Raw genomic sequence first — 14,726 nt, forward strand, 5'->3', positions numbered from 1 at the left:
CAAATTTGACCACGACTCCCTGCTGAGCGGCTCCTCGTCCTCAGTATTTGTAAACGTCGATCTCTGGTCCGCCTCTTCATCTGGCTTCGTAAAGAAGTGTTTCTACGACTTCTTCGGGAGAAGAATCGTTGTTCAGCCAGATGTCTTCGATCGTGTCGGCGCCCTCGAGCCCGATTCCCTTCTTGTTCAATGCCGTGGCCGCTTTGATGTGATCAATCTCAAGGACCCTGAATGAGTCGGAGAGCGGGGCTCTCGCCACTCTCTCCATGATGATCAAATCTGCCGGAATCTGAGCTCGTTCAAGGGCGATGAGCCCAACGGACAATACGGCCACAGCGGCAGCTGCAATGAAGAAATTCCGCTTTCCGAAGTGGCTCTTCATGCTCTTCCAGTTGATGGCCACATGGGAAAAAGCAAAGAGCACAAAAGTTAGCCCCATCACCTCGTGCAACACCTCTGTGAAGCCGTCGGCTAAGTGGAAGAACATCAACACGCCGGAAAATCCGACAGAGACAAAGATGAATGCAAGAAAAGGGGTTACGAAAGTCCTATTCAGCTTCATGCTCAATCCTGTGTTGAGGTCCTCGGACGCGCTCACGATCGCCGGAGCTCCCTCGAGGGCGCTGGGCGAGGTGGGCGGCGGCCCCGATTCCGCGTCATCGCAGCCGGCGAACGCGAGAACCGAGATGGCAGCCGCGATCATCGCGGCCGGTTTGGCACCAGCAGCGTCATTTACGGAGATCCTCCGCAGATGGTGTGCGGCCGCTGGACGCTGCTCGCCCACAGACGATTATTGAGTGCTTTATACACGTAATTCCGAAGGGGGCGCGCGTCAAGAAAAATGTGCATGATGCACGCTTCTGCCTGGTGACCGCCCACCCATCGCCGTGGCCAGTCGCGGCGCTCGCCGGGGTCGACCTCCGCTCTCTCCCGCCAGCCCGGCCCTCACCCCCCGCCGATCAGCGCCCGCAGCGCGTCCGCTTCCCGCTTCGCCCGCGCCGCGATCGGCACGAGCCCCACGAGGCACGGCGCCGGCACCTCTCGCGCGAGGATCACGCCGTTCTGGCTCCGGAACACGCGCACGCCGCGCGCCCGGAGCCGCGCGGGGCTGATCTCGAGCATCACGTCGACGTTCGCGCGCTTGCCCACCGCGCTGCCCGGCGCGTCGGTGCAGTGCACGTGCGTGCGCGCCGCCGGCCGGATCCCCTCGCGGGCGATGCTCCGGACCGCGGCCACGCTGGTGCCGTGCCAGATCGACGCGTCGCCGTGCACCTCCTCCCAGGACGCCTCCAGGCCGGCGAGCGTCACCGGCATCCCCTCGCGCGAGTGCCCCTGCGAGGCGCGCACCCGGTCGCCCCGGATCTCGAGGCGGTTCTTCGTGTTGGTCTCCACAACGGCGTCGAGCAGCGAGCGCGGTATCCCCAGCGCCCGCAGCACGTCGTCCACGGCCACCCAGCCCGCCTCGTCCATGGCGACGCCCATCGAGGGCGCCCCGTGGCGGAGCAGCCAGGAGAGCTTCTTGCTCATGTCGGTCAAGCGATCGCGGCCCATCGTCAAGCTCCATCCTTTCGAACGTCGGACGAGGAGAAGCATAGACACCCCGCTATCGCGCGGAAGAAGTATTTCTGGATACGCTATCGCGTTTCGCGATAGCGTCCCGGCATGCTCAACCTCGACTGGCTCGGCGCCTTCGTGGTCTTCTCCGAGCACCTCAACTTCACCCGCGCGGCGCGGGCGCTGCACGTGTCGCAGCCGGCGCTCCACGCCCAGATCGGCAAGCTCGGCGAGGCGCTCGGCGTCACGCTCTACCAGCGGCGCGGGCAGCGGCTCGAGCTCACCGCCGACGGGAGGCGCGTCGCAGCCTTCGGGCGCGAGGTGGGCGAGCGGACGCGCTCGTTCCTCGACGTCCTTCGCCACGGCGAGAGCCGGGAGCCGGTCGTGCTCTGCGCCGGCGAGGGCTCGTACCTGTACCTGCTCGGCGAGGGGATCCGCGCCTTCACCGCGCGCGCCGTCGCCCCGCTCCGCCTGCTCACGCGCGACCGCGACGCCACGCTCGACGCCGTCGTCGCGGGCGAGGCGCACCTCGGCGTCGCGCCGCTCGAGGGCGCGCCGGACGGGCTCGCCGCCGACCGCCTCACCGAGGTCGAGCAGGTCCTCGTCGTCCCCGAGGCGCACCCGCTCGCCCGGAAGCGCCGCGTCCACCTGCGCGACCTCGAGGGGGCGCGGCTCGTGGTCCCCGGCCCCGGGCGGCCACACCGGGCCGCGCTGGCGCAGGCGCTGCTCTCGGCCGGCGTCCGCTGGGAGCCGGCGGTCGAGGCGAACGGCTGGGAGCTGATGCTCCACTTCGTCCGGCTCGGCGTCGGCGTCGCCGTGGTCAACGCCTGCTGCCGCCTGCCGCGCGGCCTCGTGGCGCGCCCGCTGCCCGAGCTGCCGCGCAAGGTCTTCTACGTCGTCTACCGGCGCGGCGTCGATCTCCAGGGCGGGCCCGGGGCGCTCCGGGACGCGCTGCTCGCGCACGGCGCCGCGTGGCAGCGCAAGCACGCGCGCGGCGCGCCGGCCGCGCCCGACGTCACGCCGAGCGCGCCGGCGCGCCGGCGCTGAGCTCCCTCACCCGATCTCCGGGCTCAGGCCGCCTTCTTGGACTTCGACTTACCCTGCTTCGCCTGCTTGCCGCCCATGTCGTCCGGGCGGCTCACCAGCTTCGAGAAGTAGCTCGGCTCGCCGTTCGCCTTGGCCTCCTGGTACACGAAGGCGAGGTTCGACTCCTCGAACTTGGCGAAGAAGTCGTCCCACGAGATCTCCTCGAGCGTGTCCTCCCCGCTGAACCCCGGGAAATCGATCCGGAGGACGCCGGGCTCCCCGTTCTTCTCGGTCCGCGTGACCGTCGCCGGGCGGCCGCCGCGCGCCTCGACCCACGCGCGGATCTCGTCGTGGTCGACCGTCATGTGGGACGAGTGGTCGTCCTCGGCGCCCTTTCCGCGGGGCTGCTTTCCGCGAGGCCGCTGCTCGGCGCCGCCGCGCTCGTCCTCGCCCTCGTCGAGGTCGATCTGCGCCTCCACCTCGATCTCCTGCGCGCCCTCGCCCGCCTGCCCGCCGCCCTTTCCGCGCGCCTGCTTGGCGTGCGACCGTTGCTCGGCGCCGCCGGGCTCCTTGTCGAGATCCATCTGGACCTCGATCTCGACGTCCAGCTCGCCGCCGCCGCTCCCGCCCTTCGCGCCGCTCGCCTTCGCCTTGCTGCCGCCCTTCGCGGCGCCGGACGTGGATTTGCCCTTCTGGACCATGTCCTCCGGACGGCTCACCAGCTTGGAGAAGTTGCTCGTCTGCCCGTCCGCCGTCTTCTCCTGGTACACGAAGGCGAGGTTCGACTCCTCGAACTTGGCGAAGAAGTCGTCCCACGAGATCTCCTCGAGCGAGCCCTCCCCGCTGTAGCCGGGGAAATCGATGCGGAGGATGCCGGGCTCACCCTTCTTCTCGGTGCTCTTCACCGTCGCCGGGCGGCCTCCGCGCGATTCGGCCCACTGGCGGATCTCGTCGTGATCGATGGTCATCTTCGATGAATTGGCCGACATGGTCTCTCTCCTGTGCTCGTACGTCGATTTGGCTCGAGAACGGCAACCTGCGTGCCAGAGGACCATGAGAAGATCCGCGCGGGTGATGGACGGGCTCAGCCGTGGGCGGCCTGGAGCGGCGCGTACGCGCGGCGCGGTACGAGCCCGTCCCGCCGTCGGGCGCCGCCGTCGCCCGTGTCGCGCGTGCGAGCCCGGCGTTATCGTGACGAGACCGAGCCGAAAAGGAAGGGAGCTCTGCCGTGGCCGAGCGCGGGCGCGACGAGGCAATCTGCCTCGACTGCGGCGAAATGCTGCCGATCCGAGGGGATGATCATGAAAAGAAGGGTGGTTCCGTCCGCTATGTAGGGTCGGGCGCAGATGTCGAGTGCACGCGGGTACGGCGCTTGACCAGCTCGCCGGCAAGGTTTTAGCTGCTCGGTGGGAGGCTGCGCGATGCGCGGAGTTCTATGAAAACGCACTCAGGCGAACGACAGGAGACGCCCTCATCGAGGGTCGCGCGCCCGCTGCGCCGCGGGCGCCGGGGATGGGCTGCGGGGGCCGCGCGCGCCGCGCTCGCGTCGAGCGCGGCGGTGCTCGCGCTCGGGTGCGTGCTGGAGATCGACGCCCCCGGCGCGACGGGCAGCGGCGGCGCCGGCGGCAGCGGAACGGCGAGCGGCGGGGCCGGCGGCGAGGGCGGCGCGGCGAGCGCCTCGGCGTCCGGCGGCAGCTGCCCGGGAGAGACAGACTGCTCCGGCGCGTGCGTCGACACGGGCTCCGACCCGGCGAATTGCGGCGCGTGCGGCGACGCCTGCGCAGCAGGGGAGTCGTGCTGCGAGGGCGCGTGCGCCGATCTGAGCAGCGATGGGCTGCACTGCGGCGCTTGCAGCCATGGCTGTCAGGGTGGGCTGTGCAGCGACGCCGCGTGCCAGCCGGTCGTGCTCGCGGCGGCGGCCGGCGCTCCCCTCGCCGTCGCGGTGGACGCGACCCACGTCTACTGGACGCACCGGGATACGGACGAGATCATGAGCGCGCCCATCGACGGCGGCGAGGCGGTCACGATCGCAGAGAGCTGCCCGTCGTTCGGGATCGAGGTGAGCGCGACGGACGCGACCTGGACCTGCGCCGAGCTCGGCACCGTCTACAGGGCGCCGCTCGAAGGCGGCGAGCCCGTGCCGCTCGCGACCGGGCTGAACCTCCCGATGGGCCTCGCGCTGGACTCGACGAGCATCTATGTGGGCGACGACAGCGCGGTGAAGCGGGTCCCGATCGGGGGAGGGGAGGCGGTGCAGCTCGCCGTGGGCAGCGGCTCCCGCCGCCTCGAGATCGACGACACCCACGTCTACTGGACCAACGCGGACGCGAGCACCATCCGGAAGGTGCCGATCGGGGGGGGCGAGGACGTGATCCTCGCGACCGGATACTTCGAGTCGCACGAGGTCGCGCTCGACGCGACCACCGTGTACTGGACGACCCCGGGCGAGGGGCCGAGCGTGGGCTCCGTGAACAAGGTACCCAAGGCGGGGGGCGCGCCGGTGGCGCTCGCCACGGGCCAGGCGTCCCCGTTCTTCATCGCGGTGGACGGGACCCACGTGTACTGGGTCAACGTGGCCGACGGCGAGATCAAGAGGGTGCCTGTCGACGGCGGCGAGGCGGTCGTGGTGATCTCGGGCGTATCGCCGAACGACCTGGCGGTCGACGGCACCAGCATCTACTGGACCGACGAGAGCGGCTTCGTGATGAAGCTGGCCAAGTAGGCGCCCGGCGCGCCGAAGGGACGAGGGAGGCCCACGCCGCAGCGCGCCAGCGCGTCTACCCGCTGCGCGAGCGCCGGGCGGGTGCTACCTAGCATCGAGCGGCGCAGGCTGCGCTGCCGAGGCCGAGCACGTGACCGCCGCGTACCATCTGCTCCTCCGAGCCGCTGTGCTCGCCGTGACCACGGCGACCACGACGCCGGCGGCCGCGCGCGAGCCTCGACCTCCTGCGGCTGCTTCCGTCACGGGCGCGCCGCGGTCCGCGCCGCCGTCGGCGCGCTCGCGTCGGCCCGCGCCGGCCCTGCCTGCCGCGCGCGCCCCGCAGCCCGCGCCGGCCCTGCCTGCCGCGCGCGCCCCGCAGCCCGCGCCGGCCCTGCCTGCCGCGCGCGCCGCGCAGCCCGCGCATGCCCCGCCGGCCGCGCCGGAGGCGCCGGAGGCGCCGGAGGCTCCCCCGGTCGCGCCCGAGCCCGAGCCCGCGGCCTGGCGCGCCCTCGTGGTCGGCGGCGGCCCGCGGCCGCCCATGAACCAGGTGGCCATCGAAGGCCACGTCCGGTACTTCCAGTCGCTGCTCCCGGCCACGGTGGAGCGCCGCGTCCTCTTCGCCGACGGGAGCCGGGGCACGCGGAGCGTGCAGTTCCTCGACGGCCTCCGCATGCGCTACCGCGCGCCCAGGCTGCCGCGCATCGACGGCGCGACGACCCGCCGCGGGTTCGACGCGATCTGGCGCAAGTTCGTCCGCGTGCGCCCGGCCGACCCGCTGCTCCTGTACTTCGCCGGCCACGGGAGCCCGGATCCGCGGCGCGATCTCGACAACAACGTGTTCGACCTCTGGGGCGGCGGGGGGCTGTCCGTGCGCGACCTCGCCGCCCGCATGGAGGAGCTGCCCGACGACACGCCCGTCGTCCTCGTCATGGCCCAGTGCTTCTCCGGCGCCTTCGCGAACCTCCTCTTCGAGGGCGGCCGGCCCGACGGCGAGCTCGTCGAGCGCGACGTCGTGGGGTTCTTCGCGGCGACCCGGGACCGCCCCGCGTCGGGCTGCACGCCCGAGATCAACGAGGCGGATTACACCGACTTCAGCAGCTACTTCTTCGCCGCCCTCTCGGGCGTCGATCGCCTCGGCAACCGCGTCGTCGGCGCCGATTTCGACCAGAACCGGTTCGTGGGGATGAACGAGGCGTTCGCGTACGCCCTCCTCCACCAGGCGACCGGCGACGTGCCGGTCGCGACGTCCGATGTGTTCCTCCGCCGCTTCGTGAACAAGCCCGATCACGAGACCATGGCGACGCCCTATGCCAGGGTCCTCTCATGGTCGAGCCCGGCCGAGCGGGCCGCCCTCGAGGGCCTGTCGGACGCGCTCGGCCTCCGCGGCGAGCACCGGCTGCGGGCGGCGTACGATCGCGAGTTCGGGCCGGGCGCGGGCAGGAGCGACGTGGAGGACGTGACGTCGGCGCACCGGCTGCGGTTCATCCGGCTCGCCAAGAGCGTGGTGCTGGCGAGGGCGCTGCGGCAGAGCGGCGATCGCGCCCTGATCGAGCGCTTCGAGCGGCTGCGCGCCGCCGAGGCGCGCAACCCGCTCGCCGAGGCGAAGGCGGCGAGCCAGGCGCGACAGGACACGAGGCGGCGCGCCGCCCGGTGACCCGGCGGCGGCCTCGCCGGCCTCCCCAGGGCTCCGCCACGGCGCTCGGCGCGAGGCGCCGCGCGCGTCAGGGCGCGGACTTCTCCTCCACCTGCATCGCGAAGAGATCCGTCACGCCGGGGTCGATTCCCATCTGCGTGAGCAGGGTGGTCACCTGGCCGCGGTGATGCGTCTGATGATTGAAGAAATGGCCCACGGTCCACCAGAGCGGCTGGGTCAACACCGTGCCGCCCCGCGTGAAGGTCAGGTCGCCCGAGAGCGCCTGCTCATCGATGGCGTGGACCCAGGCGAGGATGTCCGCGTCCGTCCTGGCGCGCTCGCGGGAGAGATCGTCGAAGTCCGCGTAGAGCTCCTGCGACAGCGAGGTGATCTCGATGGCCTTGCCGCTCGCGTCGCGCACGGCGAACCGCTCCTCGTCGCCGGTGAAGCGCCCCATCCACCTGCGATCGGCGAGCAGGATGTGGTTCAACGTGCCGTGGATCGACCTGAAGAAGGCGCCGCGATCGCGCTTGCGCTCCGCGTCGTCGAGCTTGCCGACAAGCGCATAGAGCTTGTCGTTCATCCACAGGTTGTAGCGAGCCAATGCGCGATACTGATCTACCCAGCTCATGAGTCAACCCTCGTCCGTCCAGGTGCAGGCACGCACCCTATCACGCCCCGCCGCGACCGCGAACCCCGGCCAGCGCCGCCGCGGACGTTGGCGTCGCCGCGCGCGGCGTCGACCGGCCGGCCCGCGCCACCCTCGCGGGCGGCGCGCCTCGGACGCATCGCCGCCGTCGCGCGCTGCGACCGAGATCGCGCTTGCTCGGTCCGCTATCGCGGACTATTGTCCTCGATAACAGACACGTGGTGATCGGCGAGATCTCCCGGTTCGGAGCCGCCTTTCGCCCATTTTCACCTCCTCTCCCAAGGAGCCACGATGGTCAGCCTTGCGCTCGATTCAGCTGTCCTGGCCGAGACGTACGATCGCGTCAGCGATCGGCAGTTCAACCACGGAAAGCTGCTCATCGAAGATCTCCAGATTTCCCCGGGCGAGCGCGTCCTCGACGTCGGGTGCGGGACCGGTCGGCTCGGGGCGCATGTCGCCGAGCTGGTCGGCCCGTCCGGCGAGGTGGCCGGCGTCGATCCGCTGCCGCTCCGCGTCGAGCTGGCGAACAAGAAGCGCCGGCCGAACTTCCGCGCCAGCGTCGGTCAGGCCGAGGATCTCTCGCAGTTCGCCGCCGGGAGCTTCGATGTCGTGTTCCTGAACAGCGTGCTCCACTGGCTGCCCGAGAAGCTCGGCCCGCTGCGCGAGGCGCGCCGCGTGCTCAAGCGGGGAGGGCGCATCGGCATCAGCTCTGCGGCCAAGGAGCGCCCGCACGAGGTCGAAGTGGCGCTCGAGAGCGCGCTGTCGTCGCTCGGCCTGGCCGGCACCGCGGAGACGCTCGGCAACACCACCTACAAGGTGACCTCCGACGACCTGAGGGACACCCTCCTGCGCGCCGGCTTCGAGGATCCGAAGCTTCAGATCCGCACCTTCACGGATCACTTCGCGGCCACGGACGATGTGATCGAGTTCTACCTGGCCAGCTCGTTCGGCAATCTCCTGTCCAGCCTCCCTTCGGCGGACGCCGCGCGGGTCAAGGCGGCGCTCGAGGCCGAGCTCGAGCGCCGCCGCGCGCCGGAGGGGATCCGGCTGCGACGTCACCTGATCTTCGCCGTCGCGCGCGCGGGCGCCTGAGCGGCAGCCGACGATCTCCGCACGTCGCCGCGCCCGTGCTCGGGCACACCTGAGCGCGCGGCCGTGGTAGGTTCGCGGCCTCCGTGCTGCCGGCCACCAAGGTAAAGCGACCCGCGGCCGAACCAGCGCCCGATCCGGAGGACGCGCCCCGCGCGGACCACGACGCCGCGGGGCGCGCGTGGTCGTGGCTCGCGCCGTGCGCCGTCTTCGGGGCGGTCGCGTCGATGTCGCGCTCGTTCGTGTCCAACCAGAACACGTACCTCGTGCACGCGGCGCGGAGCTCCGGCGCCTACCCGGAGCTCGCGGCCGACTGGTTCGCGCACACGGCGGATCCCACGCCGTTCTTCACGGGGCTCGTGGCCCCGCTGCTCGCGCTCGCCGGCCCCGGCGTCCTGCCGGCGCTGAACGCGATCCTCACCGCCGCGTGCCTCGCGGCGATCGTCCTCGCGGCCGAGGCGCTCGTGCCCGACGGCGCGCCGCGCGCCCCGCGGTGGGTCGTCGCCTGCGCGCTCGCGGTCGCGTGGCTCGCCAGCCCTCGCGCTCAATACGGCTTCGCGGGGGTCGCCGACCAGCAGGTGCTCCGCAACTTCCTCCAGCCGGCGAATTTCGGCGCGCTGCTCCTCGTCGGCCTCGCCCTGCTGCTCCGCGGGCGCCCGCGCGCCGGCGCGGCGATCGCCGCGCTGGCGGCGGTCATGCACCCCACGTACATCCCTTCCGTGCTGCTCCTCGTCGGCGCGGCGCTCGCGCTCGACCGCGGCGTCCCGTGGCGGCGCAAGGCGCTCGCGGCCGCGCTCGCCGGGGCCGTGCTCGCGCCCCCGCTCCTCTGGACGGCGACGCGCTTCGCCCCGTCCGACCCCGCGACGTTCCGCGCCGCGCAGAGGATCCTCGCCGACGAGCGCATCCCGCACCACACGAGCCCGCAGCTCTGGTTCGATCTCGGGGCCGTCCTGTGCGCGCTGATCGTCGCGGCGGCCCTCCTGATCGCGCGGCGGTCCGGCAAGGCGCTGCTCGGCGCGTACGCGGGCGTCTGCGTGCTCGGCACGCTCGCGGCCGCCGCCTTTCCGCAGCTGTACACGCTGCGGCTCGCCTTCCCGTGGCGGATCTCCACCTGGCTCGTGCCGCTCTCCACCGCCGTGCTGTTCACGGCGCTCCTCGGCCGCCTGATGCGCCGCCCTGCGCGGCGCGTCCTGCCGGGCATCGCCGCGGGCGTGTGGGTGATCGCGACGGCCGTCGCCGTGCGCCAGGGGCTGCACCGCATGCGGCCCCGCGAGGAGCCGGGCGTCGCGCTCGCCCGCGAGGCGCGGCGCCGGGGGGCGGCGACGGACGTGATCGTCAGCCCCCCGTCCTGGGAGCACCTGCGCCTCAACGCGCCCGCGGCGATCTTCGCGGACTGGAAGTCGCACCCGTACGCGGACCGCGAGGTGCTCGAGTGGGACCGCCGCCTCCGGCTCCTCTCCGAGCTCTACGCGGGGGCGGGCGCCCTCTCGTGCGGCGCGCTCGCGCCGATCCTCGCGAGCGCGCCCGCGGCGCGCTGGGTGATCGTGCCGCGGGGCGCCTCGCTCCCGTGCCCGGGCGTCGAGCTCGCCGTCGAGGCCGCGGACGGCAGCCTCTATCGCGTGCTCGCCGCGCCGCCTCCGGGCTAGCGCGCGGCGGTTGCGCGGCCGCTCGCCTCTGCGAGGATACGGCGCCGAGAGGGGCCGGGAGCCCGGCGGAGCGCCTCCGGGCGGCGCTCTCCGAGGAGAGCCCGCCTCCCGGAGGCCAGGTGAGCGAACGACTCGACGTTGAGGTGCTGAACCGCCGCGAGGCGCTCGAGGCGCTGCGGGAGCCGTGGAGCGCGCTGTGGGAACGATGCCCGGCGGCGACGGTGTTCCAGCGGCCGGAGTGGCTGATCCCGTGGTGCCGCGAGCTCGGGCCCGAGGAGGTGCTGGCCCTGGCGTTCCGGTCGGAGCAGGGGCTGGTCGGCCTCGCGCCCCTCGCGATCCACCACTACCGCGGCGAGCGCCTCGTCGCGCTGCTCGGCGCCGGGCTCACCGACTACAACGACGTCCTGGCCGCGCCCGGGTACGAGCGCGCGGTCGCGGAGGCGGTGCTCGCGTACCTCGACGAGCGCGCGGACGCCTGGGACGTCGCGGATCTCCACGACCTGCGCGGGTCGTCGCCCCTGTTCGCGGCCGAGGCGCCCGCTGGCTGGTCGGACGAGATCGAGAAGCACGAGGCGTGTCCGAGGGTGACGATCCCGGAGGGCGCCGGGCCGGACGAGCTGTTCTCGCCCGGGATGCGCGCGCGCGTCAGCCGCGCGCGGAAGCGGCTCGCGAAGGCCGGCGCGCTGCGCGTCGACGTGGCCGACGCGTCGAGCGTGGACGAGCTGCTCGACGCGCTGTTCGCGAACCACCGGGCGCGCTGGGTCTCGCGCGGGGAGGGCGGGGTGCTGGACGAGGCGCTCCGGCCGTTCCACCGCGCGGTCGCGCGGGGGCTGTGCGCGCGGGGCGCGCTGCGGCTGTTCGGCCTGCGGCTCGACGGGCGGGTGATCGCGTCGCTCTACGGGCTGGCCGAGCGGGGCGGCATGGCGTCGTACATCACCGGCTTCGATCCGGAGTTCGCGTGGTACAGCCCTGGGCTCGTGATGCTCGCCAGCGCGATCGAGCACGCGGCGGCCGAGGGCGCGCGGACCGTGGACTTCCTCCGCGGCCGCGAGCCGTACAAGTACGAGTGGGGCGCGGTCGACCGCTGGACATACCGCCGGCGGCTGCGGCACCGGCGCGCGCGCGAGGCCGAGCGGGAGGCCGGGCAGGGCGCGCGCGAGGGCGCGGTGGCGGCCGTGATGGCCGGCGAGGCGTCGCCGGAGGTCGGCCTGGTGCGGCTGCTCGGCGCGGCCGGGGACCTCGCGGACGCCGCGCGCGCGATCGAGGCCGCGCGGCCCGCGGCGGGGGAGGCGGCCGCGCGGCTCGAGGCGCTGCGCCGCTGCCTGGACGAGCGGCGCGCCGCGTGCGCGACGGTGGCGGAGATGCTGGGCGCGCACCGTGACGCGGGCGTCGCCGGGCCGGACGCGCCGGCGCGCGCCGCGCGGCTGTTCGACGAGCTCTGCGCGCGCTCGGAGGAGGCGAGCGTCGCGGCGTACTCGCTCGGCGATCCGGCGCTCCTCGAGCGGGCGACGGGGGAGGTGGTCGAGCTCCTCGAGCGGTGGGGCGCGATCGGGGAGGACCGCGCGATCCTGCAGATCGGCTGCGGGATCGGCCGCTTCGAGGCGGCGCTCGCGCCGCGGGTGCGCGAGGCGTGGGGGCTCGACGTCGCGCCGCGGATGATCGAGGCCGCGCGCCGCCGCTGCGCGGGGCTGCCGAACGTGGCGCTCGCGGTCTCGTCGGGCGTCGATCTCGGCGACGTGCCGTCTTCCCGCTTCGATCTCGTGTACGCGGTCGACTCGTTCCCGTACCTCGTGGCGGCGGGCGAGGCGGTCGTGGATCGGCACGTCGCGGAGGCGCGCCGGGTGCTGCGGCCGGGCGGGGAGCTCGCGATCCTGAGCTACTCGTACCGGGGCGACCTCGCGCGCGACGCGGCCGACGTGGCGCGGCTCGCGGCCCGCCACGGGTTCGACGTCCTGATGAGCGGCGAGCGGGCGTTCTCGCTGTGGGACGGGCGGGCGTACCGGCTGCGGAGGATCGAGGACCGGTGAGGCACCGCCTTCCCAGAGGCAGCCCGCCGCCCGCGAACCGGCGTCGGAACCCTGCCCGACCGGCGGCGTCGCGAGGAAGAAGCGCCGTTGCGCGCCGTATCCATCGGCAGAAGGTACTTGACATGAAGACCACGACCTACCGCGCGTTCGCCCTCGTCCTTCTCTCCTCCCTGACCCTGCCCGCCTGCGCCGCCGTGGAGCTCAACCCGGGCGCTGAGAAGGTCATCGTCACCAAGCAGCCGGCCCCCGAAGGATGCCGGTTCCTCGGCACGCTCGTCGGAGAGCAGGGCGGCTCCATCTCCGGGAAGTTCACCAGCAACGCCAACCTGCAGAAGGGGGCGGTGAACGACATGAAGAACCAGGCCCACGATCTGGGCGGCAACTACGTGGTCCTCGAGAACACGAACGCAGGCACCACCATCTCCGGCGATCGGGACAGCATGTCCGGCGAGCAGACCGACGTCACCCACATGGGCAACGCGTACAGCTGCCCGCCCCAGCTCGTCGGCCTGTAACCTCCCCCGCGCCAGCGAGCCGGCCGCGGCGATGGCCCGCGGCCCGAGGCCCCCGCCGGAAGCGCCGGCGGGGGCCTCGCGCCGTCCGGCAGCAACGCGGCGCGCCTGGGCTCATCCAACGTCGACGAAGCGCAGGTGGAGCGCCGCCTCGGCGGCAGCGCCGGGCGAGCGCGCGGCCTGCCCCGGCGCCGAGGCGGCTCGGCGGACGGGCGCGGCCGCGCTTCGCGCCGCACGAAGGAAAGCCGGCCACAGGAGAGGGGGAGATGGAACTGTCGTTGTCCAAGCGCACGGCCGCGGAATTTCTCGGGACGTTCTGGCTCGTGCTCGGCGGCTGCGGGAGCGCCGTGCTGTCGGCCGGGGTTCCCGGGCTCGGGATCGGCTTCGCGGGCGTGGCGCTCGCGTTCGGGCTCGCCATGCTCACGATGGCATACGCGGTCGGCCACATCTCGGGCGCTCACTTCAACCCCGCCGTCACGCTCGGGATGATGGTCGGCGGGCGCTTCCCGGCGCGAGACATCCTGCCGTACATCCTCGCCCAGGTCGCCGGCGCCATCGTCGCCGCAGGGATCCTCTACGTCATCGCCAGCGGCTCCGCCGGGTTCTCCGTGAGCGACGGCTTCGCCTCGAACGGCTACGGCGCGCACTCGCCCGGCGGCTACTCGCTCGTCGCGAGCCTCGTGGCCGAGATCGTGCTGACCTTCGGCTTCGTGGTGGTGGTCCTCGGCGCCACCGATCTCCGCGCCCCGATCGGGTTCGCGCCCATCGCCATCGGCTTCGCGCTCACGCTCGTTCACCTGATCGGGATCCCGGTCACGAACGTCTCGGTGAACCCGGCGCGCTCGACCGGCCCTGCCCTCTTCGTCGGCGGGTGGGCGCTGTCGCAGCTCTGGCTCTTCTGGCTCGCCCCGCTCGCCGGCGGCGCGCTCGCCGGGGCGCTCTACCCGATGCTCGTCGGCGCGAGGCCGGCCCGCGCCGCGGTCACGCCGCGCTCGACGGTCTGAGCCGGGGGCTCCGGGCGCGCGTGCCGGGCCGGCGGGCCGAACCGGTCCCACCCGAGCTTGGCCGTGAGCACGAGCCCGAGCGCGACAACGAACCACCGCACCTTGCTCGGCGCGATGCGCCGGGCGACCACGGCGCCGACGAGCGAGCCGACCACCGCCGCCGCCATCATGATCGGCGTGGCGACCGGATCGACCGCGCCCGCGAACAGGAACGCGAGCGCGGCCACCCCGTTGATCAGGCTCGCGAGCACGGTCTTGATCGCGTTCAGCCGGTGGATGTCCACGTTGCCGCCGAACGACGAGAGCAGCGCCAGCATCATGATGCCGATGCCCGCGCCGAAGTAGCCGCCGTACACGCTCACCAGGAACTGGAGCAGGAACACGAGCCACGGCCGCGAGGGCAGGGCGAACTCCTCCGCGGCGCCGCCCTTCTCCGGCGGCTTCGCCGGGCGCAGGTTCTGCCAGAGCAGGAGCAGCGTCGCGACGAGCACGAGCCCGGGCACCGCCGCGTCGAACACGCGCTGCGGCGTCACGAGCAGGAGCGCCGAGCCCGCGACGCCGCCGAGCAGCGACGGCAGGAAGAGGACGCCGAGGACCCGGTAGTCCCGGGCGAGCTCGCGGCGGTACGCCCACGCCGACGCGAGCGACGCGGGCGTGAGCGCCACGGCGTTCGTCGCGTTCGCGGGCAGCGGCGCGAGCCCCGCCGCGATCGCCGCGGGGAACGACACGAGCGTGCCGCCCCCGGCCACCGCGTTGATCACGCCGGCCACGGCGGCGCCGCCGGCGAGGAGTGCGGCTCGCGTCAGATCCACGCCGCGACATGGCCCGAGCCCGGCCGCGCTGTCAACCGCGGCCCGGAGCCCCTAGCATGGCGCTGCCGCCGAT

The 14,726-nt window shown here is 73.0% G+C and carries 13 protein-coding genes; 8 read left to right on the top strand and 5 right to left on the bottom strand.

Going from position 1 to position 14,726, the window contains the following annotated elements; all coding sequences use genetic code 11:
• Nucleotides 1–76 precede the first annotated feature (76 nt).
• Together WMF26_RS11790 and WMF26_RS11795 are read right to left on the bottom strand one after the other, a co-directional pair.
• Nucleotides 77–703 (bottom strand): DUF4405 domain-containing protein, encoded by a 627-nt coding sequence (locus WMF26_RS11790; protein WP_438000398.1) that lies wholly within the window; start codon nucleotides 701–703, stop codon nucleotides 77–79.
• 242 nt (nucleotides 704–945) lie between these two features.
• A complete protein-coding gene (locus tag WMF26_RS11795; protein WP_438002397.1) occupies nucleotides 946–1,551 on the bottom strand; it encodes an RNA 2'-phosphotransferase in 606 nt (201 codons plus the stop codon).
• A gap of 111 nt (nucleotides 1,552–1,662) precedes the next feature.
• Here WMF26_RS11795 and WMF26_RS11800 point away from each other — a divergent pair, with 111 nt between their 5' ends.
• On the top strand, nucleotides 1,663–2,601 hold the full coding sequence (locus WMF26_RS11800; protein WP_438000399.1) for a LysR family transcriptional regulator: 939 nt from the start codon (nucleotides 1,663–1,665) through the stop codon (nucleotides 2,599–2,601).
• A gap of 23 nt (nucleotides 2,602–2,624) precedes the next feature.
• Here the strand turns inward: WMF26_RS11800 and WMF26_RS11805 are convergent, their stop codons facing one another.
• Complete coding sequence (locus tag WMF26_RS11805; protein ID WP_438000400.1) at nucleotides 2,625–3,569, bottom strand: hypothetical protein; 945 nt, start codon at nucleotides 3,567–3,569, stop codon at nucleotides 2,625–2,627.
• 446 nt (nucleotides 3,570–4,015) lie between these two features.
• On the opposite strand from WMF26_RS11805, the gene WMF26_RS11810 reads away from it, so the two are divergent.
• A complete protein-coding gene (locus tag WMF26_RS11810; RefSeq protein WP_438000401.1) occupies nucleotides 4,016–5,302 on the top strand; it encodes a hypothetical protein in 1,287 nt (428 codons plus the stop codon).
• A gap of 175 nt (nucleotides 5,303–5,477) precedes the next feature.
• Entirely contained in the window at nucleotides 5,478–6,935 is a 1,458-nt protein-coding gene (locus tag WMF26_RS11815; RefSeq protein WP_438000402.1) for a hypothetical protein, read from the top strand.
• A 67-nt stretch (nucleotides 6,936–7,002) separates the two neighbouring features.
• Here the strand turns inward: WMF26_RS11815 and WMF26_RS11820 are convergent, their stop codons facing one another.
• Complete coding sequence (locus WMF26_RS11820; protein WP_061624918.1) at nucleotides 7,003–7,545, bottom strand: DinB family protein; 543 nt, start codon at nucleotides 7,543–7,545, stop codon at nucleotides 7,003–7,005.
• Between the two features lie 309 nt (nucleotides 7,546–7,854).
• Between WMF26_RS11820 and WMF26_RS11825 the strand changes: the two genes are divergently transcribed.
• The 5 genes from WMF26_RS11825 (at nucleotide 7,855) to aqpZ (ending at nucleotide 13,841) form a co-directional block, all read left to right on the top strand.
• Nucleotides 7,855–8,655 carry a methyltransferase domain-containing protein gene (locus WMF26_RS11825; RefSeq protein ID WP_438000403.1) on the top strand — a complete coding sequence of 267 codons (801 nt, stop codon included), beginning with the start codon at nucleotides 7,855–7,857 and terminating at the stop codon, nucleotides 8,653–8,655.
• Between the two features lie 83 nt (nucleotides 8,656–8,738).
• The gene (locus tag WMF26_RS11830) at nucleotides 8,739–10,298 is read left to right on the top strand and encodes a DUF6798 domain-containing protein (protein WP_438000404.1); all 1,560 of its coding nucleotides are present in this window, start codon (nucleotides 8,739–8,741) and stop codon (nucleotides 10,296–10,298) included.
• A gap of 119 nt (nucleotides 10,299–10,417) precedes the next feature.
• Nucleotides 10,418–12,325 carry a GNAT family N-acetyltransferase gene (locus WMF26_RS11835; protein WP_438000405.1) on the top strand — a complete coding sequence of 636 codons (1,908 nt, stop codon included), beginning with the start codon at nucleotides 10,418–10,420 and terminating at the stop codon, nucleotides 12,323–12,325.
• 122 nt (nucleotides 12,326–12,447) lie between these two features.
• The gene (locus tag WMF26_RS11840) at nucleotides 12,448–12,840 is read left to right on the top strand and encodes a DUF4156 domain-containing protein (protein WP_061626954.1); all 393 of its coding nucleotides are present in this window, start codon (nucleotides 12,448–12,450) and stop codon (nucleotides 12,838–12,840) included.
• A 263-nt stretch (nucleotides 12,841–13,103) separates the two neighbouring features.
• Nucleotides 13,104–13,841: an aquaporin Z gene (gene aqpZ / locus WMF26_RS11845; protein ID WP_438000406.1), complete on the top strand. Its 738-nt coding sequence runs from the start codon at nucleotides 13,104–13,106 to the stop codon at nucleotides 13,839–13,841.
• Here the strand turns inward: aqpZ and WMF26_RS11850 are convergent.
• Entirely contained in the window at nucleotides 13,778–14,653 is an 876-nt protein-coding gene (locus tag WMF26_RS11850; protein ID WP_438000407.1) for a sulfite exporter TauE/SafE family protein, read from the bottom strand. The two genes, aqpZ and WMF26_RS11850, sit on opposite strands and share 64 nt — an antisense overlap.
• Nucleotides 14,654–14,726 lie beyond the last annotated feature (73 nt).

Origin of the sequence: Sorangium sp. So ce185 (genome assembly GCF_051526825.1) — a bacterium.
Classification (GTDB): Bacteria; Myxococcota_A; Polyangia; order Polyangiales; family Polyangiaceae; genus Sorangium; species Sorangium cellulosum_D.

Coding starts and splice junctions, on each gene's coding strand:
- WMF26_RS11790 (WP_438000398.1), bottom strand. CDS start 703: ATGATCGCGGCTGCCATCTCGGTTCTCGCGTTCGCCGGCTGCGATGAC.
- WMF26_RS11795 (WP_438002397.1), bottom strand. CDS start 1,551: ATGGGCCGCGATCGCTTGACCGACATGAGCAAGAAGCTCTCCTGGCTG.
- WMF26_RS11800 (WP_438000399.1), top strand. CDS start 1,663: ATGCTCAACCTCGACTGGCTCGGCGCCTTCGTGGTCTTCTCCGAGCAC.
- WMF26_RS11805 (WP_438000400.1), bottom strand. CDS start 3,569: ATGTCGGCCAATTCATCGAAGATGACCATCGATCACGACGAGATCCGC.
- WMF26_RS11810 (WP_438000401.1), top strand. CDS start 4,016: ATGAAAACGCACTCAGGCGAACGACAGGAGACGCCCTCATCGAGGGTC.
- WMF26_RS11820 (WP_061624918.1), bottom strand. CDS start 7,545: ATGAGCTGGGTAGATCAGTATCGCGCATTGGCTCGCTACAACCTGTGG.
- WMF26_RS11825 (WP_438000403.1), top strand. CDS start 7,855: ATGGTCAGCCTTGCGCTCGATTCAGCTGTCCTGGCCGAGACGTACGAT.
- WMF26_RS11840 (WP_061626954.1), top strand. CDS start 12,448: ATGAAGACCACGACCTACCGCGCGTTCGCCCTCGTCCTTCTCTCCTCC.
- aqpZ (WP_438000406.1), top strand. CDS start 13,104: ATGGAACTGTCGTTGTCCAAGCGCACGGCCGCGGAATTTCTCGGGACG.